Genomic DNA, 23,902 nt, shown 5'->3' on the forward strand with positions numbered 1-23,902 from the left:
GTCGTCCCATTGTCGTCGGCTCCGGCAGGCACCTCAGCCGCACGGCTCGTCACGGTGTCCACCTGCTCGGCAAGCCCCGAAGTACGCCCGGACAAGATCAACCGGTCCGGACTCCGTCCCGCCACGCCTCGACGGGACGGGGGTCCACGTGCGGACCGGCGGTGCCGAACAGGCCGTCCTTCAGGGGGCGATGGCCCCGAGCAGCGCCCGCGCGCACAGGTCGCGCACCTGCGCGCGGGTCAGTTCGGCGCCGCGGAGCCACTCCAGGCAGACGGCCGTGGTGAAGGCCAGCCAGCCGCGCACGGCGATCCGCAGCTCGGGACGGTCCTCGGGCGCCCAGCCCAGTTCGGGGTCGGCGGCGAGTGCCGCGAGGATCTGCCGTTCCTGCGCGGCCAGCGCCTGCCGGTAGACCTTGCGCACGGCCTGGTCACCGGCCGCGTCCGCGCGATGGAAGGCCCGGAAACCGTGCGCGTGCTCCTCGACGTAGCCGAGGAAGGTGTCGAGGCCGGCCGAGAGTTGCTCGCGCACCGGGACGCCGGGCACGGCCGCGGTCATCCGCAGCATCCGCCCGCTCTCCCGCTCGACCACGGCCGCGAAGAAGTCCCGCTTCGTCGGGAAGTAGTGGTACAGCAGACCGCGGGAGACCCCTGCGATCTCGGCGACCCGCTCGATCCACACGTCGTCGTACGGGCTCTCCGAGAAGAGCCCGGCCCCGACCGTGAGGAGCTGCTCGCGACGCTCCTCGGTGCTGAGCCGCCGACGCGCGCGCTCCCCCTGATTCCCGGCCATGGCCGCACTGTACTTGACGCCGGTTCAACAACGGGACGACACTGAACGACGTTATTGAACCCGCGTATAACAGGCCTCAACGAGCGGCACGCACAAGGGAGATGGCGTTATGGCGGAGACGAGGGAAGCCGCACCGGCCGCGCTGCCGAAGGGGTTCCGCAGCGCGGAGCTGGGCTGGCCGGAGCTGCGGCGCATCCCGCACCCGCCCCGCCGCGTCCCCCTGGTCGGCGACGTGCTCGGGGCCAACGTCCGCTCACCGCTGCAGGATTCCCTGAAGTTCGGCAAGCAGCTCGGGCCGATCTTCCGGCGCAAGGCCTTCAGCAACGAGATCGTCTTCGTGTGGGGCGCGGATCTGGCCGCCGAACTGGCGGACGAGTCCCGGTTCGCGAAGCACGTGGGCCTCGGGATCGCCAACCTCCGCCCGGTCGCCGGGGACGGACTGTTCACCGCCTACAACCACGAGCCCAACTGGCAGTTGGCGCACGACGTCCTCGCCCCCGGCTTCAGCCGCGATGCCATGGAGGGCTACCACCCCATGATGCTGGCCGTGACCGAGCGGCTCACGGACCGCTGGGACCGCGAAGAGGCCGCGGGGCGCGCGGTGGACGTCCCCGGCGACATGACGAAGCTGACGCTGGAGACGATCGCGCGGACCGGCTTCGGCCACGACTTCGCCTCGTTCGAACGCTCCCGGCCACACCCCTTCGTGACGGCGATGGTGGGCACGCTGACCTACGCCCAGCGCCGCAACGTCGTACCGGTGCCGCTGGCCCCGGTCCTGCTGCGCGAGGCCTCCCGGCGGAACACCTCCGACATGGCCTACCTCAACCGCACGGTCGACGCCGTGGTGGCCGCCCGCCGGTCCGGCGCCGGCGGCCAGGGAGACCTCCTCGACCGCATGCTGGAGACCGCGCACCCCGAGACCGGGGAGCGGCTGACGGCGGAGAACATCCGCCGCCAGGTCATCACCTTCCTGATCGCCGGCCACGAGACCACCTCGGGCGCGCTGTCCTTCGCGCTGCACTATCTCGCCCAGAACCCGGAGATCGCCGCCCGTGCCCGCGCCGAGGTCGACCGCGTGTGGGGCGACACCGACCTGCCCGCATACGACCAGGTCGCCCGCCTCCGGTACGTACGACGGGTCCTCGACGAGTCGCTGCGGCTGTGGCCGACCGCGCCGGCGTTCGCCCGGGAGGCCCGGCAGGACACCGTGCTGGGCGGCGTCCATCCGATGCGTCAGGGGGCGTGGGCCCTGGTCCTGACGGCGATGCTGCACCGGGACCCGGCGGTGTGGGGCGCCGACGCCGAGGTGTTCGACCCGGACCGCTTCGACGCCAAGGCCGTACGGGGCCGTCCCGCGCACACCTTCAAACCGTTCGGCACCGGAGCGCGGGCCTGTATCGGCCGCCAGTTCGCGCTGCACGAGGCGACCCTGGTCCTCGGCCTGCTGCTGCGCCGCTACGAGGTGAGGCCCGAGCCCGACTACCGGCTGCGGGTGGCCGAGCGGCTGACCCTGATGCCGGAGGGACTGCGGCTGCGTCTCGAACGCCGTGCCCCGGTCGAAGCGGTGCCGCGGACACCGGCGGTCCGGGCCGCCGACTGAGCGCCCCGCTCAGTTTCCGGGAGTCCAGTGGCCGGGGCGGGCGAGCGACTGCGGGAGGCGGGTGCCGGCGCTGCCGCGGGCCGCGTTCAGCTGCGGCTGGGTGAGGAAGAAGGCCCCGGTCAGGTCGGCGTCCGTGAGATCGGTGTCGCGGAGGTCCGCACCGATCAGGTCGGCGCCGCGCAGATCCGCCCCCGTCAGGTCGGCGGCGATGAGGTAGGCGCCACGCAGGCTGACGCCCCGCAGGTCGGCTCCCTTCAGACGCGCGCCCATCAGGTCCGCGCCCCGGCGGTCCTTCTTCCTGCCGGGCCCGGTCCCCGCCCGCACCAGTTCGCTGGTGCGCAGCAGCAGCTCGTTGACCTCCTGCCGGTGCGCGCCCACGTCCAGGGCGCCCAGTTCGTCAGGGGTCAGTCGCGCCAGCTCCTCGGTCCGGTCGAGCACGCGCCGGACGTCGGCGTGCACCGGCCGGGCCGCGCGGAGGTCCAGCGCCTCGTTCAGGTACCAGAGCAGTTCGTGGAGCTGACGGACGACGGGAAAGACGTCGAACATCTGCCGGGCGCGCTCCGGGGAACCGGAGCGCCAGTCCACGCCGCCGTAGGTCTGCTGGGAGACCCGCTGTCCGGCGCCGAAGCAGTCGTACACGGTGCAGCCGGTGAAGCCGGTCTCCCGCAGGCGGGTGTGGATGCCGCAGCGGAAGTCGTCCGCCAGGTTGGGGCAGGGCTTCCCCGCGTCCTTGTCGATCGCGAAGTCCGCCGACCGGGAGAAGGGCAGGGCGACGCAGCACAGGCCGAAACACTGACCGCAGTCGGCCCTCAGTGCCGGGCGCGGGTCCTGGGCCGTGGTGCCGTCGTCTCGCATACGGTCAAGCCTACTGAGCCGGGCCTCATGTCCTGAACTGCGTCGACGCCCGGGCCGCGGGTCCCGCGCGACGATGGACGCGGTCACTGTCTGGATGTTTGACGGCACACCGGGTATCGAGGGGCCATGGATCCCAACGCCGGGCTGCCCGGCCTCCCCGCCCCTCCCCCGCTGGGCGCGAGTGCCCTGCCGGCCGGCACGTTCGACGGCTCGCTGGTGCTCGTCACCGGGGGCGGCACCGGGCTCGGGCGGGCCGTCGCGGCGGAGTTCGCCAGACTCGGCGCCGACCTGCTGATCGTGAGCCGGCGTGAGCGTCATCTCGGCCCGGCACGGCAGGAGTTGGCGAAACTGGGCACCCGGGTGTCGTCCGCCGTGTGCGACATCCGGGACCCGCGGCGCATCGCCGAGGTGTTCGACGGTCACGCACTGCCCGACGTGCTGGTCAACAACGCGGCCGCCAACTTCCCCGTGCCCACCGAGGACATGTCGCCCAACGCCTGGCAGGCGGTCGTCGACATCACCCTGACGGGCACGTTCCTGATGACCCGTGAGTTCGGACGCCGGCACCTTTCCGCGGGGACGCCGGGTTCGGTCATCGACGTCGGGGCCTCGTACGCCTGGACGGGCGGCCCGGGGTTCGCGCACAGCGCGGCGGCGAAGGCGGGGGTGGAGAGCCTGGTGCGGACGCTCGCCGTGGAGTGGGGCCCGTACGGCATCCAGATCAACGGGCTGGTGCCGGGGCTGATGCCGCACGCCGACATGACGGACGACATCCGCGGCAACCTCTCCCGGGCCGAGGACGCCACGGAGTCCCCCGCGCCCGACGGGCACGACCGGCGCCAGCCCGCGCTGCGCGTCGGCGCGCCCCGCGAACTCGGCTGGGCGGCCACCTTCCTGGCCTCCCCCTACGCCCGCTTCATCACCGGCCACACCCTCGTCGTGGACGGCGCCAACTGGCAGCGAAGGGGGCTCGTCAGCCCTCCGGTGACACCGGTGCGGGAGCAGCTGGGGCGCGGTCCCTTCACCGGCTGACCGTCACTCTCCCGGCGCCGCGAGACCGAGCCGCGCGAGCCGCTCGGGGTCGGCGAGGATGTGCATGGCGACGATCCTGCCGTCGACGACGGTGATCCCCATGACCGACAGCGGCCGGCCGTCGGCGAGGGCGACGAGGCCGACCTCGCCGTTGACCAGCACCGGCTGCGAACTCGCCGCGAAGCGGGCGAAGGTGAGGGCCTGCCGGGCCACCGCCGCCGCCCCGCGGACCAGCTTGGAGGCGGCCGCGCCGCCGACGTGCGGGCCGGAGTCGGCACGCAGCACGACGTCGGGGTCGAGGACGGCGAGGAGCGCCTCGAAGTCCCCGGCGCGCGAGGCGGCGAGGAAGGCGTCGAGGACCTTCTTCTGCCGGATGACGTCGCGTTCGGGCTGGGGGGCGTCCGCCGCGACGCGGCGGCGGGCCCGGCTCGCGAGCTGGCGGGTGGCCGCGGTCGACCGGCCGACGATCGGCGCGATGTCGTCGAAGGGCACCGCGAACAGGTCGTGCAGGACGAAGGCGAGCCGTTCTGCGGGCTCCAGCGCCTCCAGGACCACGAGGAGGGCGAGTCCGACGGAGTCGGCGAGGAGCACCTCCTGCTCGGGGTCGATCCGGTCCAGGGAGGCGATCACCGGGTCGGGTACGAAGGTGCCCGCGTGCTCCAGCGGGTCCTCGCGGCGGGCGGTGCGGGAGCGCAGCATGTCGAGGCAGATCCGGCCGACGACGGTGGTCAGCCAGCCGCCCAGGTTCCTGATCTCGTCCGGGTCGGTGCGGCCGAGCTTCAGCCAGGCCTCCTGGACGGCGTCGTCGGCCTCGCTCAGCGATCCGAGCATCCGGTAGGCCACCGCTCTCAGGTGTCCGCGCTGTTCCTCGAACCGGTTCGCGAGAAGGTCGCTGTCGGCCATCGGTCCCCCTGACTCGTCGTACGTGCCGTGACCGATCAAAACATGCCGGTCACTTCCCCTCGAAGCGGGGCGCGCGGCCGGTTCCCTTGGCGGCGTAGCCCTCTCCCGCGTCCTCGGAGGTCAGGGTGAGCGCGGCCGAGAGGGCCGTCCGGTCGAGGGCCGCCGTCAGGCCGGCGTCGGCGAAGGCGTCGATGTCGCGTTTGACGGCCTGCACGGCGAGCGGCCCGTTCGCCGCGATCTCGGCGGCCACGGCACGGGACACTGCCCCCAACTCGCCTTTCTCCGCGACGAGTTGCACGAGGTGCAGACGTTCGGCCGTGGCCGCGTCCAGCCGCCGCCCGGTCAGGGCGAGGAACTTCGCCCAGCCGGCGCCCGCCTCGCGCGCGATCCGCAGGTCGCCGCCCGCGTCGACGGCGAGGCCCAACTGGGCCTCGGGCAGGGCGAACACGGCGTCGGCGGCGGCGACGCGGACGTCCGCCATCAGCGCCAGCTCGAAGCCGAATCCGAGGCAGTAGCCCTGGACGGCCGCGACGACGGGCTGCGGGAGCGACGCGAAGGCGGCGAAGCGTTCGTGCGCCCAGCGGATGCCCTCGTAGTAGGCGCGGGTGCGCTCCGCGCCCGAACGGCCGGTGATCGCGCCACCCGGTGCCGTCACGTCGATACCCGCGCAGAAGGCCCGGCCCTCGGCCCGCAGCAGCACCACCCGGATCGCCGGGTCGAAGCGGATCCGGTCGGCGAACAGGCCGAGTTGGCGCGTGGACTCCCAGCTCCAGGCGTTGAGCTTCGCGGGCCGGCACAGGGTGAGGACACCGACGCCTTCCTCGACGTCCAGCCGCAGCCGTTCCTCGCCCTCCGGGATGTCCGTGCGGGTGGTGTCGATCATCCGTACCCCCTCAGGTTTCTGACAGGCCGTCAGAATCCTAAGGGGGTGGGGGCCCGGACGTCAGGGGACGTCGGAGGCTCGGAGCCGGTGGGGCCTGGACGGTCAGACGTCGTCGCGGGTGAGTGCGAGCAGCCGGTCCAGGACGCGCGGGCCGCCGGCCCGGACGCCGTCGTGCTCGAACTCGTCGGTGACCCAGGTGCGCAGTCCGCGTACGGCCCGCGCGGTCTGCAGCGCGTGCCCGGCGTCCACGTACATGTCGTCGTGGTAGACCGCCGCCGCGACCGGCACCTCGTTGGCGGCGAGGCGCGCCGGGTCGTACAGCGGCGCCCAGTCGGTGCGGGCGGCCAGTACCTCGGCGGTCTCCCGCAGGGGGCGCAGGGCCGGGTCGGTCTCGAACATCCAGGGGTGCACGGACTCGCCGGTGAACAGCAGCGGCCCGTCGTTCGCGAGGGTCTTGGCCGCGTCGAACTGCGGGAACTCGGCGCGCACCCGCTCGGCGGACCAGGCGGTGGGGCGGTCGTCCTGGGCGTAGACAGCCTCGTGGACCAGCGCGTACAGCGGGTGGCCCGCGTACGACAGGAGCCCCTGGACCTCTTCCTGGAAGGCGTCGGAGAGCGCCGGACCCTGCGGGGTGCGCACGAAGGCGTCCTCCAGCAGGTAGTGCAGGCGGTGGCTGCCCTCGCTGCCGCCGAGGAGGACGCCCAGCGACTGGAAGGCCTCGACGGTGAGGCGGTAGCCGCCGCTGAGGACCGGCTCGTGCTGGAGGAGGTGCTCGGCGATCCGGCGGGCGCGCTCGACGTCCTGCGGGTAGCGCGCGTAGTGCGCGGCGACCTTGCGCTCGATGCGCGGGTACGCGGCGCGGTAGACGTCGTCCGCGTGCCCGTCCAGGCTGGGCAGCCCGCCGGTGACGAGAGCGGCGCTCAGCCCCTCCGGGGCGCTGGAGAGGTAGTGCACCGTGCAGAAACCGCCGAAGCTCTGACCGAGGACCGTCCAGGGCGCACCGCCGGTGAGCCGGGGCCGGATGGTCTCGCAGTCGCGGACGATGGAGTCGGCGCGGAAGAGCGTGAGGTGGTCGGCCTGCTCGCGGGGACCGCCGCGCAGCGGCAGGGTCTGCCGGTTGGCGGGCGTGGAGTGACCGGTGCCGCGCTGGTCGAGCAGCAGGACGCGGAACTCCTTGAGGGCCCGGCCGAGCCAGGCCTGCTGTCCGACGAAACGATTCGCCCCGAAGCCGGGGCCGCCCTGGAGGTAGACCAGCCAGGGCAGCTCCTGCCGCGCCTTGTCGCTCGCGACGACCTCGCGGGCGAAGAGCTCGATGGTCTCCCCGTCCGGGCGGTCGTGGTCGAGGGGCACGGTGAAGCGGTGGTCGGTGAGGACGACACCGGGCTGGCGGTAGCTGACGGTCAACAGGGCTCCCGAGACGTACGGATTTCAGGCTGTCCCAGTTGAGCACATGTGCCCCCGCCCACGGAGCCCGGGATCAGGACAACGGACTGAACAGTGACTCAGCAGTCCGGTGACGGGGAACTGAACGGCGGCTCAGCGCGCGGCCAGGCTGGAGTGACGTACGACCAGCTCGGGCTGGAGGACGACGCGCCGGTGCTCGTGCGGCGTGGGCGCGGTCTGCGCCTCGATCTCCTCCAGGAGCAGCTCCGCGGCGAGGGCGCCCATGGTCGTGGCTGGCTGGCGCACGGAGGTGAGCGGGACGGCCGCCGCGGCGGCGAACTCGATGTCGTCGTAGCCGACGATGGCGAGGTCGTCGGGGACACCGACACCGGCCGCGTACATGGCCTGGAGGACGCCGAGCGCGAGCAGGTCGTTGGCGCAGAAGACGGCGGTGGGGCGCTCGGCGAGGCCGAGGAGGCGTGCTCCCGCGTCGCGTCCCGCGGCCACGTCGAGCCGCTCGGTGGGCAGCTCACGGAGGTTGCCGGGGCCGAGGCCGGCCTCGGCCAGCGCGTTCAGCGCGCCGGTGCGGCGGTCCCTGACCTGGTTCAGGCCGGGCGGTCCGCTGACGTAGGCGATCGAGCGGTGCCCGGCGTCCACGAGGTGCCGGACGGCCAGGGCGCCGCCCGCCACGTCGTCGACCGAGACGGAGCACTCGGTGGTGCCCACGGCGACCCGGTCGACCAGGACGAAGGGAATGCCGTTGCGGCGGAACGCCTCGATGTTGCGGCCGCTCGCGTCGCTCGGCGTCAGCAGCACGCCTCGCACCCGCTGCTCCGCGAAGAGCGACAGGTAGTCGGCCTCCTCGCTGGGGCTCTGCGCGCTGTTGCAGACCATCACACCGAGCCCGGCGTCCCGGGCTGCCCGCTCGGCGCCCCGCGCGACGTCCACGAAGAAGGGGTTGCCCATGTCGAGGACGAGCAGCCCCATGATCCGGCTGCTTCCGGCCCGCAGTTGGCGGGCCGACTCGCTGCGCACGTAGCCGAGCCGGTCGATGGCGGACAGGACGCGGGCCCGTGTCTCGGAGGCCACCGAGTCGGGGCGGTTGATGACGTTCGAGACCGTACCGACGGAGACTCCGGCGGCACGGGCGACGTCCTTGATACCCACCGACTGGGCCATCGGGCGGGAACCTCCAGAAGAACTCGAAGCGGCGGGCAGGGCCCTCACAGTACCCGCGAGCGGGCCGGAACCGGTGGTCATGAGGGAAGCCCGGAAAACGACGGGACAGGGGGCGGGCAGGCGGTCCTGCCGGGCGTCACCCCGCAGGTCACGGGGCAGGTCACAGCCGGCGGGACGCGCCTGTCGTCCCGCCGGTCAGGCGAGGTGGAACACCTCGGTGAGGGGTTTCATGGCCTCGTCGGGCCGGGCGCCGTCCAGTGCGGTGAAGAACGGCGCCATCTCCGTCTGCCAGCGGGCGTTGACGTCGGTGGCCTCCATGGCCGCCTGGGCCGCGGCGAAGTCCTCGGTCTCCAGGTAGCCGACCAACAGGCCGTCCTCGCGCAGGAACAGCGAGTAGTTGTGCCAGCCGGTGGCCGAGAGTGCGTCGAGCATCTCGGGCCACACGGCGGCGTGCCGCTCGCGGTACTCGTCGAGGCGGTCCGCACGGACCTTCAGCAGGAAGCACACACGGTGCGTCAACGACCCTCCCGGGGTTGGAAGTCGAGCCGGCGGGACGGTCAGAAGTCGAACTGGTCGATGTTCTTCGCGTCGAAGACGGTCGGCTTGCCCAGGTTGATCACGCCGTCCTTGCCGATGGTGAAGGAGCCCATGTCACCGGCCTTGAAGGTCTCGCCCTCCTTGCCGGTGATCTGCCCCGAGGAGAGCGCCACGGCGGTGCGGGCGGCCAGCTCGCCGAGCTTCGCCGGGTCCCACAGCTCGAAGCCCTCGACGGTGCCGTTCTTGACGTACTTGCGCATGTCGTTGGGGGTGCCGAGGCCGGACAGCTTGACCTTGCCCTTGTACTTGGAGCCGGACAGGTACTGGGCCGCCGCCTTGATGCCGACGGTGGTCGGGGAGATGATCCCGGCGAGCTTCGGGTGCTCCTGGAGCAGGCCCTGGGTCTGCTGGAAGGACTGCTGGGCGTCGTCGTTGCCGTAGGCGACCTTGACCAGCTTGATGTCCTTGTACTTGGGGTCCTTCAGCTCCTCCTTCATGAAGTCGATCCAGGTGTTCTGGTTCGTCGCCGTCTGCGCGGCGGACAGGATCGCGACCTCGCCCTTGTAGCCGATCTGCTTCGCGAGGAGCTGCACCTCGGTGCGGCCGAGGTCCTCGGCGCTGGCCTGCGAGACGAAGGCGTTGCGGCAGTCGGCCTTGGTGTCGGAGTCGTAGGTGACGACCTTGATCTTGTTCGTCATGGCCTGCTTGAGGGCCGTGCACAGGGCGCCCGGGTCCTGAGCGGAGACGGCCATGGCGTTCACCTGCTGCTGGGTGAGCGTGTTGACGTAGCTGACCTGGCCGCTGGTGTCGGTGGCGCTGCTGGGACCGACCTCCTTGTAGGTGGAGCCCAGCTCCTTGAGCGCCTTCTCGCCACCCTTGTCGGCGGAGGTGAAGTAGGGGTTGTTGACCTGCTTGGGCAGGAAGCCGACGGTCAGCCCCTTCTTGGTGGCCGCGTTCGGGTCGGCCTTGGCGCCGCCGGCCGCGGCGCCCGAGCCGCCCGAGTCCTTGACGTCGTTCTTGGTGGTGCCGCCGCACGCGGTGACGGCCAGGGCGAGGGAGGTGACGGCGGCGAGCGCCGCGCAGGTACGGCGGATCGATGACTTGCGCATGGGTGACAGGTCCTTTACGGGGGTGAGCGGAGCGGTTACGAGATCGGAGTCGAGGCGGCTCTGCGGCCCGCCCTCGCTACGGAGATCTGCCGTGCGACCCGGGGGCCGAGCACGGAGACGACGAGCAGAACGCCGGTCACGACGATCTGCGACTGCGCGGAGACGTTGAGGAGGCTCATCACGTTCTGGAGTGCGCCGAGCAGGAAGACTCCCGCGATGGCGCCGCCGAGCGTGCCCTTGCCGCCGTCGAAGTCGATGCCGCCGAGCAAAACGGCGGCCACGACGGACAGTTCGAGCCCGTTGGCGTTGTCGTAGCGGGCACTGGCGTAGTGCAGGGCCCAGAAGATGCCGGTCAGGGAGGCCATGAGGCCGGTGGCGACGAACAGGAGCAGCTTCTGCCGCTTGACCCGGATGCCGGCGAACCGGGCGGCTTCCTCGTTCGCGCCGATCGCGAAGGCCGACCGGCCGAACGGGGTGGCGTGCAGCACGACCACGGCGATCGCGAGGAGGGCCAGGAAGGGCAGGAAGGCCTGCGGCAGGAAGGTGTCGCCGAGGCGTCCGGCCGCGAAGTCCTGGTACTGGGTCGGGAAGTCGGTGACCGCGTCGGAGCCGAGCACGATCTGGGCGATGCCCCGGTAGGCCGCGAGCGTGCCGATGGTGACGGCGAGGGAGGGCAGCCCGAGCCGGGTCACGAGCAGGCCGTTGACCAGTCCGCACACCACACCGAGCAGCAGGCAGATCGGGATGATCGTCTCGATCGACATGCCCTGGTTCCAGAGGGCGCCCATCACCGAGCCGGAGAGCCCGGCCGTGGAGGCGACCGACAGGTCGATCTCGCCGGCCACCACGAGCAGGGTCATCGGCAGGGCGATCAGCGCGATCGGCAGGGTGTTGCCGATCAGGAACGACAGGTTGAGGGCGTTGCCGAAGCCGTCCACGAAGGAGAAGGAGAACAGCAGCAGCACGATGAGGAGGGCGCCGACGACCGTGTCCCAGCGGACGGCGCGCGCGAGAGCGGAGTCAGCCATGGCGGGCGTTCCTCTTCTTCAGGGCGGAGGCCACGCGCAGCGCGACGACCCGGTCGACCGCGATGGCGAGGATGAGCAGGATGCCGTTGATGGCGAGCACCCAGACGGAGCTGACGCCGAGGGCGGGCAGGACGCTGTTGATGGAGGTCAGCAGCAGGGCCCCGAGCGCGGCTCCGTAGACGCTGCCGGAGCCGCCGGTGAAGACGACGCCGCCGACCACGACCGCGCTGACGACGGTGAGTTCGTAGCCGTTGCCGGTGCCGGAGTCGACGTTGCCGAACCGGGCGAGGTACAGGGCGCCGGCGAGTCCGGCGAGTCCGCCGCAGACGATGTACGCGGTGAGGATGCGCTTGCGGACCGGGATGCCGGCGAGGCGCGCGGCCTCGGGGTTGGAGCCGAGGGCGTACAGCTCGCGTCCGCTCCCGAAGTGCTTCAGGTAGTACGCGGTGACGACGAGGACGGCCACGGCGATGAGCGCGAGGTACGGGACGGCGGAGATGCCGCCGGAACCGAAGTCGACGAAGCCGCCGGACAGGTCGGCCGCGGTGATCTGGCGGGAGCCGACCCAGATGGAGTCGACACCGCGGATGATGTAGAGCGTGCCCAGGGTGACGACGAGGGCGGGCACCTGGCCGAGGCTGACGAGGAGTCCGTTGACGAGCCCGCAGCCGATGCCGAGGAGCACGGCGAGAACGACCGCGACGACGCCGTTGCCGCCGCCCTGGAGGTAGGTGCCGGCCGCGAAGGCACTGATGCCGAGCGTCGAGCCGACCGACAGGTCGACGTTGCGGGTGATGACCACGAGGGACTGGCCGGTGGCGACCAGCACGAGGATCGTCGCGTTCAGCAGGAGGTCCTTGATGCCCTGCTCGGACAGGAACTCGCTGTTGCCCATCTGGGTGATGGCGATCATCACCAGGAAGACGGCCAGGATGGCGAGTTCGCGCATCTTGAAGACGCGGTCCACCAGCCGGGTACCGCTGGACTTGGGCACCTCGGTGGCGGGGGCGGGGGTGGGCGCGGTCACCGTCATGCGGCGGCCCTCCCGGTGGCTGCGGCCATCACGGTTTCCTCGGTGGCTTCGGAACGTGGGATCTCGGCGGTGAGCCGGCCCTCGTGCATCACGAGCACGCGGTCGGCCATGCCGAGGATCTCGGGCAGATCGGAGGAGATCATCAGGACCGCGACCCCGTCAGCGGCCAACTGGCTGAGCAAGCGGTGCACTTCGGCCTTGGTGCCGACGTCGATACCACGGGTCGGCTCGTCGACGATGAGCACCTTGGGGCCGGTGGCGAGCCACTTGGCGAGGACGACCTTCTGCTGGTTGCCGCCGGAGAGCGTGGCGACGGTGTCGGCGATCCGGGAGTACTTCACCTGGAGCCTGACGGCCCAGTCCAGGGAGCGGCTGCGCTCCGCACCGCGGTCCATCAGGCCCGCCCTGACCGTCGTGCGCAGCCCGGTCAGACCGATGTTGCGCTCGATGGACATGTCCATCACCAGGCCCTGGGCGCGGCGGTCCTCGGGTACGAGCGCGAGGCCGGCGGCCATGGCGGTGGAGGGGGCGCCGTTCGTCAGTGCCCTGCCGTCGACCTCCACCTCTCCGGCGTCCCAGCGGTCCACTCCGAACACGGACCGGGCCACCTCGGTGCGGCCGGCGCCGACGAGCCCGGCAAGGCCGACGATCTCGCCGCGCCGCACCTCGAAGGAGACGTCGGTGAAGACGCCCTCCCGGGTCAGCCGGCGCACGCTCAGGGCGACTTCGCCGGCCTCGACGTCCTGCTTGGGGTAGAGCTCGTCGAGGTCGCGGCCGACCATCCGGCGGACCAGGTCGTCCTCGGTCATGCCCTCCAGCGGCTCGCTGGAGATGAGGGCCCCGTCGCGCAGGGTGGTGACGCGTTGGCAGATCTGGAAGATCTCCTCCAGCCGGTGCGAGATGAACAGCACCGCGGACCCCTGCTCGCGCAGGGTGCGCACCACGCCGAACAGACGCGCCACCTCGCTGCCGGTGAGGGCGGCGGTGGGCTCGTCCATGATCAGGACGCGGGCGTCGAAGGAGAGCGCCTTGGCGATCTCGACGATCTGCTGGTCGGCGATGGACAGTCCGCGCGCCGGGCGCTCGGGGTCGAGTTCGACGCCGAGGCGCTTCATCAGGGCGGCGGTCGCCGCGTGGGTCGCCTTGTGGTCGATGCGGCCGAGGGCCCGCCGCGGCTGGCGGCCCATGAAGATGTTCTCGGCGATCGAGAGGTCGGGGAAGAGTGTGGGCTCCTGGTAGATCACCGCGATGCCCGCGTCGCGGGCGTCGGCGGGGCCGTGGAAGACGGTGGGTTCGCCGTCCAGGATCACCTGGCCGGCGTCCGGTCGGTGCACGCCGGCGAGCGCCTTGATGAGGGTCGACTTGCCCGCGCCGTTCTCTCCGGCGAGCGCGTGCACCTCGCCGGGGAACAGTTCCAGGGACACGTCCCGCAGGGCGCGCACGGCGCCGAAGGACTTCGACAGGTCCTTCAGCGCCAGCACCGGGGTCGGTCCCGTGTCGGACGGGTGGGTCATGAGGGGCTCCTCGACGACGCCTGCGGGACGGCCCCCACGACGTCGTGAAAGGTTTCAATTGGGTTGCCGGGACGTTAGGCAGGTCACCCAGGTCACGTCAATGGGTTCGTGGCGAAATTCTTCGAGGGCCGAAGGTCACGGCAGAGTCACGAACAAAGCCCGGCACCGGAGGGGTTGACAGGCCTTCGGGGTGCTCATAGCTTCGCTCCTGAATCGTTTCAGCCATTGTGTTCAGCAAGCCGGTGGGCAGCCTCGGGGGAAACCCGCGTGGCGGAGCCCCGGGAAGCGTCCGGGAAGCCGGCTCCGAAGCGGTTCAGGAAGCCGTCGGAAAGCCGTTCCCACTCGAAGTCGTAGGAGCCCCGAAGTGACCGAGTTCGCCGCGGTGAAGGCCGCGCTCAAGACCCAGGCCGTCGAGACGCCGTCGTGGGCGTACGGGAACTCGGGAACCCGGTTCAAGGTCTTCGCGCAACCGGGCGTGCCCCGGACACCCGAGGAGAAGATCGACGACGCCGCCAAGGTCCACGAGTTCACCGGCGCCGCCCCGACCGTCGCCCTGCACATCCCCTGGGACAGGGTCGACGACTACGCGGCGCTCGCCAAGCATGCCGAGGAGCGCGGCCTGAAGCTGGGCGCGATCAACTCCAACACCTTCCAGGACGACGACTACCGGCTCGGGTCCGTCTGCCACCCGGACGCCGCGGTGCGCCGCAAGGCCGTGGGCCACCTGCTCGAATGCGTCGACATCATGGACGCGACGGGCTCCCAGGACCTCAAGCTGTGGTTCGCGGACGGAACCAACTATCCCGGCCAGGACGACCTCCACGAGCGTCAGGACCGGCTGGCCGAGGCCCTCGCCCAGGTCTACGACCGGCTCGGCGACGACCAGCGCATGCTGCTGGAGTACAAGTTCTTCGAGCCCGCCTTCTACGCCACCGACGTCCCCGACTGGGGCACGGCCTACGCGCACTGCCTCAAGCTCGGCCCCAAGGCGCAGGTCGTGGTCGACACCGGGCATCACGCGCCCGGCACCAACATCGAGTTCATCGTCGCCACCCTGCTCCGCGAGGGGAAGCTCGGAGCCTTCGACTTCAACTCCCGCTTCTACGCCGACGACGACCTGATGGTCGGCGCGGCCGACCCCTTCCAGCTGTTCCGCATCATGTACGAGGTGATCCGCGGCGGCGGCTTCTCCCCCGACGTCGCCTTCATGCTCGACCAGTGCCACAACATCGAGGCGAAGATCCCGGCGATCATCCGGTCGGTGATGAACGTCCAGGAGGCCACGGCCAAGGCGCTCCTCGTCGACCGTGACGCCCTCGGCGCGGCTCAGCGCTCCGGGGACGTCCTCGCCGCCAACGCGGTCGTCATGGACGCCTACAACACGGACGTGCGGCCCCTGCTCGCCGAGGTGCGCACCGAGCTGGGCCTCGATCCCGACCCGGTGGCCGCGTACCACCGCTCCGGATGGGCCGAGCGGATCGCCGCCGAGCGGGTGGGGGGCCGGCAGGCGGGGTGGGGGGCCTAAGGGGCGTCGGCTCCGTACGGGCGCCCGCGCTCTCCCCGAGGCGGTGGCTCCCCCGCCCCTCGTGGGGCGCTCCCGCTCGGGTTCGTCTCCCGTGCAGCTCTTCTCCTTCTTCCTCTCTTCCAAAGGACCAGGAACATGGCACCCCATCCCGAAGCCGCCGCTCTGCTGGCCCGGTCGCGCCGGCTCGGCGCCGATCCCCGCAACACCAACTACGCGGGCGGCAACACCTCCGCGAAGGGCACCGACACCGACCCCGTGACCGGTGGGGACGTCGAGCTGATGTGGGTGAAGGGGTCGGGCGGCGACCTCGGCACGCTCACCGAGGCCGGACTCGCGGTGCTGCGCCTGGACCGCCTGCGGGCGATGACCGAGGTGTATCCGGGCGTCGATCGCGAGGACGAGATGGTCGCCGCGTTCGACTACTGCCTGCACGGCAAGGGCGGTGCCGCGCCGTCCATCGACACCGCGATGCACGGGCTCGTCGACGCGCCGCACGTCGACCACCTGCACCCCGACTCCGGGATCGCGCTGGCCTGCGCGGCCGACGGGGAGAAGCTGACCGCCGACTGCTTCGGCGACAGCGTGGTGTGGGTGCCGTGGCGCCGGCCCGGCTTCCAGCTCGGCCTCGACATCGCGGCGGTCAAGGAGGCCAACCCGGGGGCGATCGGCTGTGTCCTGGGCGGCCACGGCATCACCGCGTGGGGCGCCACCGCCGAGGAGTGCGAGCGCAACTCGCTGCACATCATCCGTACCGCCGAGGCCTTCCTCGCCGACCGCGGCAGGGCGGAGCCGTTCGGGCCCGTCGTCGAGGGATTCGAGCCCCTCGACCCGGCCGGCCGCCGCGAGCGCGCCGCCGCACTGGCCCCGCACGTACGGGCCCTGGCCTCCCAGGACCGGCCGCAGGTCGGCCACTTCACCGACTCCGACGAGGTGCTCGACTTCCTCGCCCGCGCCGAACACCCACGGCTCGCGGCCCTCGGCACCTCGTGCCCCGACCACTTCCTGCGCACCAAGGTCAGGCCGCTCGTCCTCGACCTCCCGCCGGCCGCCTCCCTCGACGACGCGGTCGCCCGCCTGAAGGAACTGCACGCCGAGTACCGCGTGGAGTACGCCGCCTACTACGAGCGGCACGCGGAGCCCGACTCCCCCGCGATGCGCGGCGCCGACCCGGCGATCGTGCTGGTCCCCGGCGTCGGCATGTTCTCCTTCGGCAAGGACAAGCAGACGGCGCGGGTGGCGGGCGAGTTCTACGTGAACGCCGTCAACGTGATGCGCGGCGCCGAGGCCGTCTCGACGTACGCGCCGATCGAGGAGTCGGAGAAGTTCCGCATCGAGTACTGGGCCCTGGAAGAGGCCAAGCTCCAGCGGATGCCGAAGCCCAAGCCGCTCGCCACCCGGGTGGCGCTGGTGACGGGCGCGGGCAGCGGCATCGGCAGGGCCATCGCGGAGCGGCTGGCGGCCGAGGGCGCGTGCGTGGTGGTCGCGGACCTCAACGCCGAGGGCGCCGAGGAGGTCGCCGCCGGTCTCGGCGGCCCCGACAAGGCCGTCGCGGTCCGGGTGGACGTCACCTCCGAGGAGCAGATCACCGAGGCGTTCAAGGCGGCGGTACTGGCGTTCGGCGGGGTCGACCTGGTGGTCAACAACGCGGGCATCTCGATCTCCAAGCCGCTCCTGGAGACCACCGCGAAGGACTGGGACCTCCAGCACGACATCATGGCGCGCGGCTCCTTCCTCGTCTCGCGCGAGGCGGCCCGGGTGATGATCGCGCAGGAACTGGGCGGCGACATCGTCTACATCGCCTCCAAGAACGCGGTGTTCGCCGGACCCAACAACATCGCCTACTCCGCGACCAAGGCCGACCAGGCGCACCAGGTCCGGCTTCTGGCAGCCGAGTTGGGGGCGCACGGCATCCGTGTCAACGGCGTCAACCCGGACGGGGTCGTGCGCGGCTCGGGCATCTTCGCGGGCGGCTGGGGTGCCCAGCGGGCGGCGACGTACGGCATCGAGGAGGAGAAGCTCGGCGAGTTCTACGCCCAACGGACCATCCTCAAGCGGGAGGTGCTGCCGGAGCACGTCGCGAACGCCGTGTTCGCGCTGACCGGCGGGGACCTGACGCACACCACGGGGCTGCACGTCCCGGTCGACGCCGGCGTCGCCGCCGCGTTCCTGCGATGACGTCGATGAACGCCCCGCACACCTACGCCGCGGTCGACCTCGGCGCGTCCAGTGGACGCGTCATGGTCGCCCGCGTCGGCCCGGACACCCTGGACCTGTCGGAGGCGCACCGCTTCCCGAACCGTCCCGTCCGGGGCCCCGAGGGGCTGCGCTGGGACATCCTCGCGCTGTACGCGGGTGTCCTCGACGGGCTCCGCGCGGCCGGGCAGGTCGACTCCGTCGGCATCGACAGCTGGGCCGTGGACTACGGCCTGCTGGACGCGGACGGGGCGCTGCTCGGCAATCCGGTGCACTACCGCGACGCCCGCACGGAAGGTGTCGCGGAGAAGGTCTGGGCGACCGTGCCCCCCGCCCAGCTCTACGCGGCGACCGGCCTGCAATACGCGCCGTTCAACACCCTGTACCAGCTGACGGCGGCCCGCTCGACGGCTCAACTCGGCTTCGCGAAGCGCCTGTTGCTCGTCCCCGATCTGCTGGCGTACTGGCTCACGGGCGAGGCCGGCACGGAACTCACCAACGCCTCCACCACCCAGCTGATCGATCCGGGCACGCGCGACTGGGCGTACGGTCTCGCGGAGCGCCTCGGCATCGATCTCACCCTGTTCGCGCCGCTGCGCCGGCCCGGCGATCCGGCCGGGACCCTGCTGCCGCGCGTTCTGGAGGAGACCGGGCTGACGGGCCCGGTGCCGTTGACGACGGTCGGTTCGCACGACACCGCGTCGGCGGTGGCCGCCGTCCCCGCCACCGGGGAACGGTTCGCGTACATCTGCACCGGCACCTGGTCGCTGGCGGGTCTGGAGCTCGACGCGCCCGTGCTCACCGAGGCGAGCCGGGCCGCCAACTTCACCAACGAACTGGGCCTGGACGGCACGGTCCGCTACCTGCGCAACATCATGGGGCTGTGGCTGCTCCAGGAGTGCGTACGCGAGTGGGGCGGTCCCGACCTCGGCGAACTGCTGTCGGCCGCCGCCGAGGTGACGCCGCTGCGGTCGGTGGTGGACGCGGGCGACGCGGCGTTCCTCGCGCCCGGCCGGATGCCGGCGCGGATCGCGGACGCGTGCCGGGACTCCGGACAGCCGGTGCCCGTGTCCCGCGCCGAGATCACCCGGTGCATCCTCGACTCCCTCTCGCTCGCCCACCGGCGGGCGGTCCGGGAGGCACAGACCCTCGCCGACCGTCCCGTCGACGTCGTGCACATCGTGGGCGGCGGCACCCGCAACGAACTGCTCTGCCAACTCACCTCCGACGCCTGCGGGTTGCCGGTGGTGGCGGGTCCGGCGGAGGCGGCCGCGCTCGGCAACGTCCTCGTCCAGGCCCGGGCGCACGGACTGGTCGGCGACCGCGCCGGAATGCGCGGGCTGGTGGCCCGCACCCAGTCGCTGCGCCGCTACGAGCCGCGCGGTGACACCGCCGCCTGGCGCGCGGCCGAGGCCCGGCTCGGCACGCCGTGAGACGTCGGGTCCCTCCGGCGGGCGGCGCGCACCGCCTCCCGCACCGCGTGCCCGCCGCGTACGCTGCACCCATCCGATGATCGAGACCGAGGAGCTGCGATGCGAGTCGCCCTGTTCCTGACCTGTGTCAACGACACGCTGTATCCGGACACCGGCCGCGCCGTGGTGAAACTGCTGACCAGACTGGGTGTCGACGTCGATTTCCCGATGGGGCAGACCTGCTGCGGACAGGCCCACTACAACACCGGCTACCGGCACGAGGCCGAGCCGTTGGCCCGTCACTTCTCCGATGTCTTCGGCGCGTACGAGGCGATCGTGACGCCGTCGGGGTCGTGCGGGGCGATGGTGCGGGAGCTGTATCCGCGGATGGGCGAGCGGGCCCGCGCCGAGGGGCGGGGCGACACCCTGGCCCGGACGCTGGCGCCGGTCGTGCCGAAGACGTACGAGCTGACGGAGTTCCTCGTCGACGTCCTCGGGGTGACGGACGTCGGCGCGTACTACCCGCACACGGTGACCTATCACCCCACCTGTCACGGCCTGCGCAGCCTGGGTCTCGGCGAACGGCCGCACCGGCTGCTCCAGGCGGTCAAGGGACTCGAACTGCGGGAGCTGCCCGGCGCGGACGAGTGCTGCGGCTTCGGCGGGACCTTCGCCGTGAAGAACCCCGACGTGTCCGCGGCGATGGGCGCCGACAAGGTGCGCAACGCCGAGTCGACCGGCGCCGACGTGCTGTGCGCGGCCGACAACTCGTGTCTGATGCACATCGGCGGCACGATGGGCCGGCTCAGGACGGGCATGCGGCCCGTGCACATCGCGGAGATCCTGGCGAGCACGGAAGAGGAGCCGAGCGCATGAGCGGAACGTTCGTCGGAATGCCTGCCTTTCCCGTGGCCGCGCACGAGGCCGTGCACAACAGCACCCTGCGGGGCAATCTGCGCCACGCCACCCACACCATCCGCGCCAAACGCGAGAAGGCGGTCGCGGAGGTCTCCGACTGGGCGGCGCTGCGCGAGGCCGGGAAGCAGATCAAGGACCACACACTCCGCCATCTCGACCGCTATCTGGTCCAGTTGGAGGAGAAGGTCGTCGCGGCGGGCGGCGTCGTGCACTGGGCCGCCGACGCCGACGAGGCCAACCGGATCGTCACCGCACTGGTGCGGATGACCGGCGAGACCGAGGTCGTCAAGGTCAAGTCCATGGCCACCCAGGAGATCGGGCTCAACGAGGCGCTGGAGGCCGCGGGCATCCACGCCTACGAGACCGATCTCGCCGAACTGATCGTGCAGTTGGGCAAGGACCGGCCGTCGCACATCCTCGTCCCCGCGATCCACCGCAACCGGGGCGAGATCCGCGACATCTTCGCCCGCGAGATGGGCGAGTGGGGCCGGCCGGCGCCCGAGGGGCTCACCGACACGCCCGCCGAGCTGGCCGAAGCGGCACGGCTGCATCTGCGCGAGAAGTTCCTGCGCGCCAAGGTCGGCATCTCCGGAGCCAACTTCATGGTCGCCGAGACCGGCACCCTCGTCGTCGTCGAGTCCGAGGGCAACGGACGGATGTGTCTGACGCTCCCCGAGACCCTGATCTCGGTCGTCGGCATCGAGAAGATCGTGCCGAGCTGGCAGGACCTGGAGGTGTTCCTGCAGACCCTGCCGCGCTCCTCCACCGCCGAGCGCATGAACCCGTACACCTCGATGTGGACGGGCACCCGGGACGGCCGCGCCGGGGAAGGGGACGGGCCGGGGACCTTCCATCTGGTGCTGCTGGACAACGGCCGCACCGACACGCTGGCCGACGAGGTCGGCCGCCAGGCCCTGCGCTGCATCCGCTGCTCGGCCTGCCTCAACGTCTGCCCGGTGTACGAGCGGGCGGGCGGGCACGCCTACGGCTCGGTCTACCCGGGGCCGATCGGAGCCATCCTGAGCCCACAGCTCCGGGGCACCGGCAGCGAGATCGACGCCTCCCTCCCGTACGCCTCCTCGCTGTGCGGTGCCTGCTACGAGGTCTGCCCCGTCGCCATCGACATCCCGGAGGTCCTCGTGCATCTGCGCGAGCGGATCGCCCAGGGGGGACCCGCCACACGCGACGGCAACCGGGTCGTCCTCAAACCCGCCAAGGGACACGCGGCGGAGCGGGCCGCGATGCGGGCGGCACGGTGGGCCTTCAGCCATCCCGGCGCGCTGCGCGGCGGACAGCGGCTGGCGTCGCGGACCCGGCGCTTCCACCCGCGCACCCTGCCGGGCCCGGGCCGGGCGTGGAGCGCCACCCGTGACCTGCCCGAGGTACCGGCGGAGTCGTTCCGCGACTGGTGGCAGCGGACGCGGGGCGGAAAGGACGTGACGAAGTGAGCAGCAGGGACCTGATCCTCGGCCGGATCCGGCGGGCGACCGCCGACGTCCGCGGCGACGACACTCCCCCCGCGCCCGAAGGGCCTGGGAGGGACCTCGCGTACGAGCGGGCCGTGGACCGGGACTATCTGCGCGAGCACGGCGCGCGGACCACGGCGCAGACCGTCGAGCTGCTCGCGGAGAACCTGGCGGACTACCGGGCGGTCGTGCACCGCGCCACCGCCGACGAGCTGCCGGACGTCATCATGCGGCTGCTCGCCGAACGCGGGGGCCAGTACGTGCTCGTGCCGCCCGGGCTGCCGCCCGAGTGGATGTCGGCTGCGGACACCACCCAGGTCCACGACCGTGCCGCGAGCACGCCCCAGGAGCTCGACAAGGTGACGAGCGTGGTGACGGGCTGCGCCGTCGCCGTCGCGGAGACGGGCACGATCGTCCTCGACGGCGGCCCGGACCAGGGCCGCCGCCGGATCACCCTGATCCCCGACCACCACATCTGCGTCGTCCGGGTCCCCGGTCAGGTCGTCTCCTCCGTGCCGCAGGCCCTGGAACGTCTGGACCCGGCGCGCCCGCTGACGTGGATCTCGGGACCCTCCGCCACCAGCGACATCGAACTGGACCGGGTCGAGGGGGTGCACGGCCCGCGCACGCTGGAAGTGGTGCTGGTCGGCGACGCTCGCTAGGGCCCGCCGCCGTCGAGCGGCGCGCACGTGGCGCGGTTAGCGTGAGGGCATGATCCGGTTCGAGCAGGTCAGCAAGCGCTACCCGGACGGTACGACGGCCGTGGACGACCTCTCCTTCGAGGTGGACGAGGGCGAACTCGTCACGCTCGTCGGCCCGTCCGGCTGTGGCAAGACGACGACCATGATGATGGTGAACCGGCTGATCGAGCCGACGTCGGGCCGGATCTTCGTGAACGGCGAGGACATCGCCGCGGTCGACCCGGTGCGGCTGCGGCGCCGGATCGGGTACGTCATCCAGCAGGTCGGCCTGTTCCCGCACCGGACGGTCCTCGACAACACGGCGACCGTCCCGACCCTGGTCGGCTGGAAGAAGTCCAAGGCACGGGCGCGGGCCGCCGAACTCCTCGACCTGGTCGGCCTCGACCCCTCCACCTACGGGTCGCGCTATCCCGAGCAGTTGTCGGGTGGTCAGCGCCAGCGGGTCGGGGTGGCGCGGGCGCTGGCCGCCGATCCGCCGGTACTGCTGATGGACGAGCCGTTCGGCGCCGTGGACCCGGTGGTGCGGGAACAGCTGCAGGACGAGTTCCTGCGCATGCAGCGATCGGTCCGCAAGACGGTCCTGCTGGTCACCCACGACATCGAGGAGGCCGTCCGGCTCGGCGACCGCATCGCGGTGTACGGGCAGGGGCGCATCGAGCAGTTCGACACCCCGGGGGCGGTACTGGGGACGCCGGCCACGCCGTACGTCGCCGAGTTCGTGGGCGCGGACCGCGGGCTGAAGCGGCTGTCGGTCACCGAGATCGAGGCCGACGACCTGGAGCAGCCGCCGGTCGCGCGGCTCGACGAGAGCGCCGCCGAGGCCGCGGCGCGGCTGCGCGGGGACGGCTCCCGCTGGGCCGTGGTCCTCGACACGGACGGCGATCTGCACGGCTGGGTCGGCGTCGACGAACTCGGCGCGGGCGGCCCGGTCGGCGCGTACGCCCACAGGATGAACTCCTGGGTCCCCGTGGGCGCCCCGCTGAAGCAGGCGTTCGGCGTGATGCTGCAGCACGACGCCGGCTGGGTCGCCGTGCTGGACGGCGCCCGCTTCCTCGGTGTCCTCACCCCCGCCAAACTCCACGAGGCCCTGCGCCGCTCGGTCGACGCCGACGCCCGGGGAGTCCCGCGCGGCCAGGTCGACTTCGACTCGGTGGCGGACGCCTGAGAGCGGCCCCGGGCCGGCCCGTCAGGAGTACGCGACCGGGCTGCCGCGGCGGAGCACGAACTGGGCCGCTCGGAGGTACAGCGCGACGTAGAAGGCGGTGTCCAGGTCGTCGGCCCAGGGCCCGGGGCGGGTGGCCGCCAGGTCCTTCGCCGGGCCGTCCCGGAACCACGTCGTCAGGTCCAGGTTGTCGGACGTCGCCGGGACGGCGGAGGGCAGCTCGACCGCAGCGGCCAGGCACTCCGCGAGCGCAAGGACCTGGGGGGCGCCGGCGACCATCGTCTCGTCCGTGTAGCGGGACGCGACGGGCAGCCGGATCTCCTCGTCCAGGGACATCGGCACCAGCAGCGTCCAGCCGCAGAGGAGATCGGTCTCCGCCGCGGACAGGTGCTCCTCGCACAGCGCGACGAAGCCGTCCATCGGCGGGACGAGCTTCTCCTCGAACGCGAGCCCGGAACCCCGGACGAAGGGCGCCTCTTCGGGCACCGATGTGAAGGGCGGCAGGCCGCGGTCCCGCAACGCGTCGTTCAACGCGGCGGCACGCGGGCCGTATCCCACCTCTTCCTCGTCGTCGTCGTGCTCGCCGGACCATTCGCCCGCTCCGACGCTGACCAGATGGATCCCCATGCCCGGAACGTACCGCGCGCCACCGACAGTCACGGCGAGGGCGCCCGCCG

At 71.9% G+C, this 23,902-nt stretch carries 21 protein-coding genes; 9 read left to right on the forward strand and 12 right to left on the reverse strand.

Annotated elements, in window-relative coordinates; genetic code table 11:
• Nucleotides 1-180 precede the first annotated feature (180 nt).
• A complete protein-coding gene (locus tag ACIRQH_RS05515) occupies nt 181-789 on the reverse strand; it encodes a TetR/AcrR family transcriptional regulator (protein ID WP_356164272.1) in 609 nt (202 codons plus the stop codon).
• Between the two features lie 109 nt (nt 790-898).
• Between ACIRQH_RS05515 and ACIRQH_RS05520 the strand changes: the two genes are divergently transcribed.
• A complete protein-coding gene (locus ACIRQH_RS05520) occupies nt 899-2,392 on the forward strand; it encodes a cytochrome P450 (RefSeq protein ID WP_404224343.1) in 1,494 nt (497 codons plus the stop codon).
• Between the two features lie 9 nt (nt 2,393-2,401).
• Here ACIRQH_RS05520 and ACIRQH_RS05525 read toward each other — a convergent pair whose 3' ends face one another.
• Nucleotides 2,402-3,247: a pentapeptide repeat-containing protein gene (locus ACIRQH_RS05525; protein ID WP_388870827.1), complete on the reverse strand. Its 846-nt coding sequence runs from the start codon at nt 3,245-3,247 to the stop codon at nt 2,402-2,404.
• 126 nt (nt 3,248-3,373) lie between these two features.
• On the opposite strand from ACIRQH_RS05525, the gene ACIRQH_RS05530 reads away from it, so the two are divergent.
• Nucleotides 3,374-4,279, forward strand: a complete 906-nt coding sequence (locus ACIRQH_RS05530) for an SDR family oxidoreductase (RefSeq protein WP_358815817.1) — start codon at nt 3,374-3,376, stop codon at nt 4,277-4,279.
• Between the two features lie 3 nt (nt 4,280-4,282).
• Here the strand turns inward: ACIRQH_RS05530 and sigJ are convergent, their stop codons facing one another.
• The 9 genes from sigJ to ACIRQH_RS05575 form a co-directional block, all read right to left on the reverse strand.
• Entirely contained in the window at nt 4,283-5,182 is a 900-nt protein-coding gene (gene sigJ / locus ACIRQH_RS05535; RefSeq protein WP_388870833.1) for an RNA polymerase sigma factor SigJ, read from the reverse strand.
• A 49-nt stretch (nt 5,183-5,231) separates the two neighbouring features.
• Nucleotides 5,232-6,065, reverse strand: coding sequence for an enoyl-CoA hydratase/isomerase family protein (locus tag ACIRQH_RS05540; protein ID WP_358815815.1), 834 nt, complete (start codon nt 6,063-6,065; stop codon nt 5,232-5,234).
• A gap of 102 nt (nt 6,066-6,167) precedes the next feature.
• Nucleotides 6,168-7,469, reverse strand: coding sequence for an alpha/beta fold hydrolase (locus ACIRQH_RS05545; RefSeq protein ID WP_388870836.1), 1,302 nt, complete (start codon nt 7,467-7,469; stop codon nt 6,168-6,170).
• Nucleotides 7,470-7,601: 132 nt separating this feature from the next.
• A complete protein-coding gene (locus ACIRQH_RS05550) occupies nt 7,602-8,627 on the reverse strand; it encodes a LacI family DNA-binding transcriptional regulator (RefSeq protein WP_358815813.1) in 1,026 nt (341 codons plus the stop codon).
• Between the two features lie 195 nt (nt 8,628-8,822).
• A complete protein-coding gene (locus tag ACIRQH_RS05555; RefSeq protein ID WP_355864092.1) occupies nt 8,823-9,146 on the reverse strand; it encodes an L-rhamnose mutarotase in 324 nt (107 codons plus the stop codon).
• A gap of 38 nt (nt 9,147-9,184) precedes the next feature.
• Entirely contained in the window at nt 9,185-10,273 is a 1,089-nt protein-coding gene (gene rhaS / locus ACIRQH_RS05560; protein ID WP_404224347.1) for a rhamnose ABC transporter substrate-binding protein, read from the reverse strand.
• Between the two features lie 35 nt (nt 10,274-10,308).
• A complete protein-coding gene (locus tag ACIRQH_RS05565) occupies nt 10,309-11,301 on the reverse strand; it encodes an ABC transporter permease (protein ID WP_358815810.1) in 993 nt (330 codons plus the stop codon).
• A complete protein-coding gene (locus tag ACIRQH_RS05570; RefSeq protein WP_358815809.1) occupies nt 11,294-12,334 on the reverse strand; it encodes an ABC transporter permease in 1,041 nt (346 codons plus the stop codon). The genes ACIRQH_RS05565 and ACIRQH_RS05570 overlap by 8 nt, the downstream gene beginning before the upstream one ends.
• Nucleotides 12,331-13,848: a sugar ABC transporter ATP-binding protein gene (locus tag ACIRQH_RS05575; RefSeq protein ID WP_358815808.1), complete on the reverse strand. Its 1,518-nt coding sequence runs from the start codon at nt 13,846-13,848 to the stop codon at nt 12,331-12,333. Before ACIRQH_RS05575 ends, ACIRQH_RS05570 begins: the two co-directional genes overlap by 4 nt.
• Nucleotides 13,849-14,212: 364 nt before the next feature.
• On the opposite strand from ACIRQH_RS05575, the gene rhaI reads away from it, so the two are divergent.
• The 7 genes from rhaI (at nt 14,213) to ACIRQH_RS05610 (ending at nt 23,228) form a co-directional block, all read left to right on the forward strand.
• Nucleotides 14,213-15,373 carry an L-rhamnose isomerase gene (rhaI, locus tag ACIRQH_RS05580; RefSeq protein WP_388870846.1) on the forward strand — a complete coding sequence of 387 codons (1,161 nt, stop codon included), beginning with the start codon at nt 14,213-14,215 and terminating at the stop codon, nt 15,371-15,373.
• A gap of 135 nt (nt 15,374-15,508) precedes the next feature.
• Nucleotides 15,509-17,548 (forward strand): bifunctional aldolase/short-chain dehydrogenase, encoded by a 2,040-nt coding sequence (locus tag ACIRQH_RS05585; protein ID WP_388931675.1) that lies wholly within the window; start codon nt 15,509-15,511, stop codon nt 17,546-17,548.
• A gap of 5 nt (nt 17,549-17,553) precedes the next feature.
• Nucleotides 17,554-18,999 carry a rhamnulokinase family protein gene (locus tag ACIRQH_RS05590; protein ID WP_404224351.1) on the forward strand — a complete coding sequence of 482 codons (1,446 nt, stop codon included), beginning with the start codon at nt 17,554-17,556 and terminating at the stop codon, nt 18,997-18,999.
• Nucleotides 19,000-19,098: 99 nt separating this feature from the next.
• Nucleotides 19,099-19,854: a (Fe-S)-binding protein gene (locus ACIRQH_RS05595; protein WP_388870855.1), complete on the forward strand. Its 756-nt coding sequence runs from the start codon at nt 19,099-19,101 to the stop codon at nt 19,852-19,854.
• Nucleotides 19,851-21,344, forward strand: a complete 1,494-nt coding sequence (locus ACIRQH_RS05600; protein WP_358815803.1) for a LutB/LldF family L-lactate oxidation iron-sulfur protein — start codon at nt 19,851-19,853, stop codon at nt 21,342-21,344. Before ACIRQH_RS05595 ends, ACIRQH_RS05600 begins: the two co-directional genes overlap by 4 nt.
• Entirely contained in the window at nt 21,341-22,024 is a 684-nt protein-coding gene (locus ACIRQH_RS05605; protein ID WP_404224353.1) for a lactate utilization protein C, read from the forward strand. The genes ACIRQH_RS05600 and ACIRQH_RS05605 overlap by 4 nt, the downstream gene beginning before the upstream one ends.
• 49 nt (nt 22,025-22,073) lie before the next feature.
• On the forward strand, nt 22,074-23,228 hold the full coding sequence (locus ACIRQH_RS05610) for a betaine/proline/choline family ABC transporter ATP-binding protein (protein WP_358815801.1): 1,155 nt from the start codon (nt 22,074-22,076) through the stop codon (nt 23,226-23,228).
• 21 nt (nt 23,229-23,249) lie between these two features.
• Here the strand turns inward: ACIRQH_RS05610 and ACIRQH_RS05615 are convergent, their stop codons facing one another.
• Entirely contained in the window at nt 23,250-23,852 is a 603-nt protein-coding gene (locus ACIRQH_RS05615; RefSeq protein ID WP_404224355.1) for a hypothetical protein, read from the reverse strand.
• Nucleotides 23,853-23,902: the final 50 nt, after the last annotated feature.

The organism is Streptomyces sp. NPDC102279 (assembly GCF_044766365.1).
In the GTDB taxonomy this organism is placed as follows: Bacteria; Actinomycetota; Actinomycetes; order Streptomycetales; family Streptomycetaceae; genus Streptomyces.

Excerpts from the sequence above, each read along its gene's own strand:
- ACIRQH_RS05550 (WP_358815813.1), bottom strand. The coding sequence starts at position 8,627 with ATGGCCCAGTCGGTGGGTATCAAGGACGTCGCCCGTGCCGCCGGAGTC.
- ACIRQH_RS05575 (WP_358815808.1), bottom strand. The coding sequence starts at position 13,848 with ATGACCCACCCGTCCGACACGGGACCGACCCCGGTGCTGGCGCTGAAG.
- ACIRQH_RS05515 (WP_356164272.1), bottom strand. The coding sequence starts at position 789 with ATGGCCGGGAATCAGGGGGAGCGCGCGCGTCGGCGGCTCAGCACCGAG.
- ACIRQH_RS05520 (WP_404224343.1), top strand. The coding sequence starts at position 899 with ATGGCGGAGACGAGGGAAGCCGCACCGGCCGCGCTGCCGAAGGGGTTC.
- ACIRQH_RS05615 (WP_404224355.1), bottom strand. The coding sequence starts at position 23,852 with ATGGGGATCCATCTGGTCAGCGTCGGAGCGGGCGAATGGTCCGGCGAG.
- ACIRQH_RS05530 (WP_358815817.1), top strand. The coding sequence starts at position 3,374 with ATGGATCCCAACGCCGGGCTGCCCGGCCTCCCCGCCCCTCCCCCGCTG.
- ACIRQH_RS05610 (WP_358815801.1), top strand. The coding sequence starts at position 22,074 with ATGATCCGGTTCGAGCAGGTCAGCAAGCGCTACCCGGACGGTACGACG.
- ACIRQH_RS05540 (WP_358815815.1), bottom strand. The coding sequence starts at position 6,065 with ATGATCGACACCACCCGCACGGACATCCCGGAGGGCGAGGAACGGCTG.
- ACIRQH_RS05600 (WP_358815803.1), top strand. The coding sequence starts at position 19,851 with ATGAGCGGAACGTTCGTCGGAATGCCTGCCTTTCCCGTGGCCGCGCAC.
- ACIRQH_RS05525 (WP_388870827.1), bottom strand. The coding sequence starts at position 3,247 with ATGCGAGACGACGGCACCACGGCCCAGGACCCGCGCCCGGCACTGAGG.
- sigJ (WP_388870833.1), bottom strand. The coding sequence starts at position 5,182 with ATGGCCGACAGCGACCTTCTCGCGAACCGGTTCGAGGAACAGCGCGGA.
- ACIRQH_RS05570 (WP_358815809.1), bottom strand. The coding sequence starts at position 12,334 with ATGACGGTGACCGCGCCCACCCCCGCCCCCGCCACCGAGGTGCCCAAG.
- rhaS (WP_404224347.1), bottom strand. The coding sequence starts at position 10,273 with ATGCGCAAGTCATCGATCCGCCGTACCTGCGCGGCGCTCGCCGCCGTC.
- ACIRQH_RS05565 (WP_358815810.1), bottom strand. The coding sequence starts at position 11,301 with ATGGCTGACTCCGCTCTCGCGCGCGCCGTCCGCTGGGACACGGTCGTC.
- ACIRQH_RS05590 (WP_404224351.1), top strand. The coding sequence starts at position 17,554 with ATGAACGCCCCGCACACCTACGCCGCGGTCGACCTCGGCGCGTCCAGT.
- ACIRQH_RS05585 (WP_388931675.1), top strand. The coding sequence starts at position 15,509 with ATGGCACCCCATCCCGAAGCCGCCGCTCTGCTGGCCCGGTCGCGCCGG.
- ACIRQH_RS05595 (WP_388870855.1), top strand. The coding sequence starts at position 19,099 with ATGCGAGTCGCCCTGTTCCTGACCTGTGTCAACGACACGCTGTATCCG.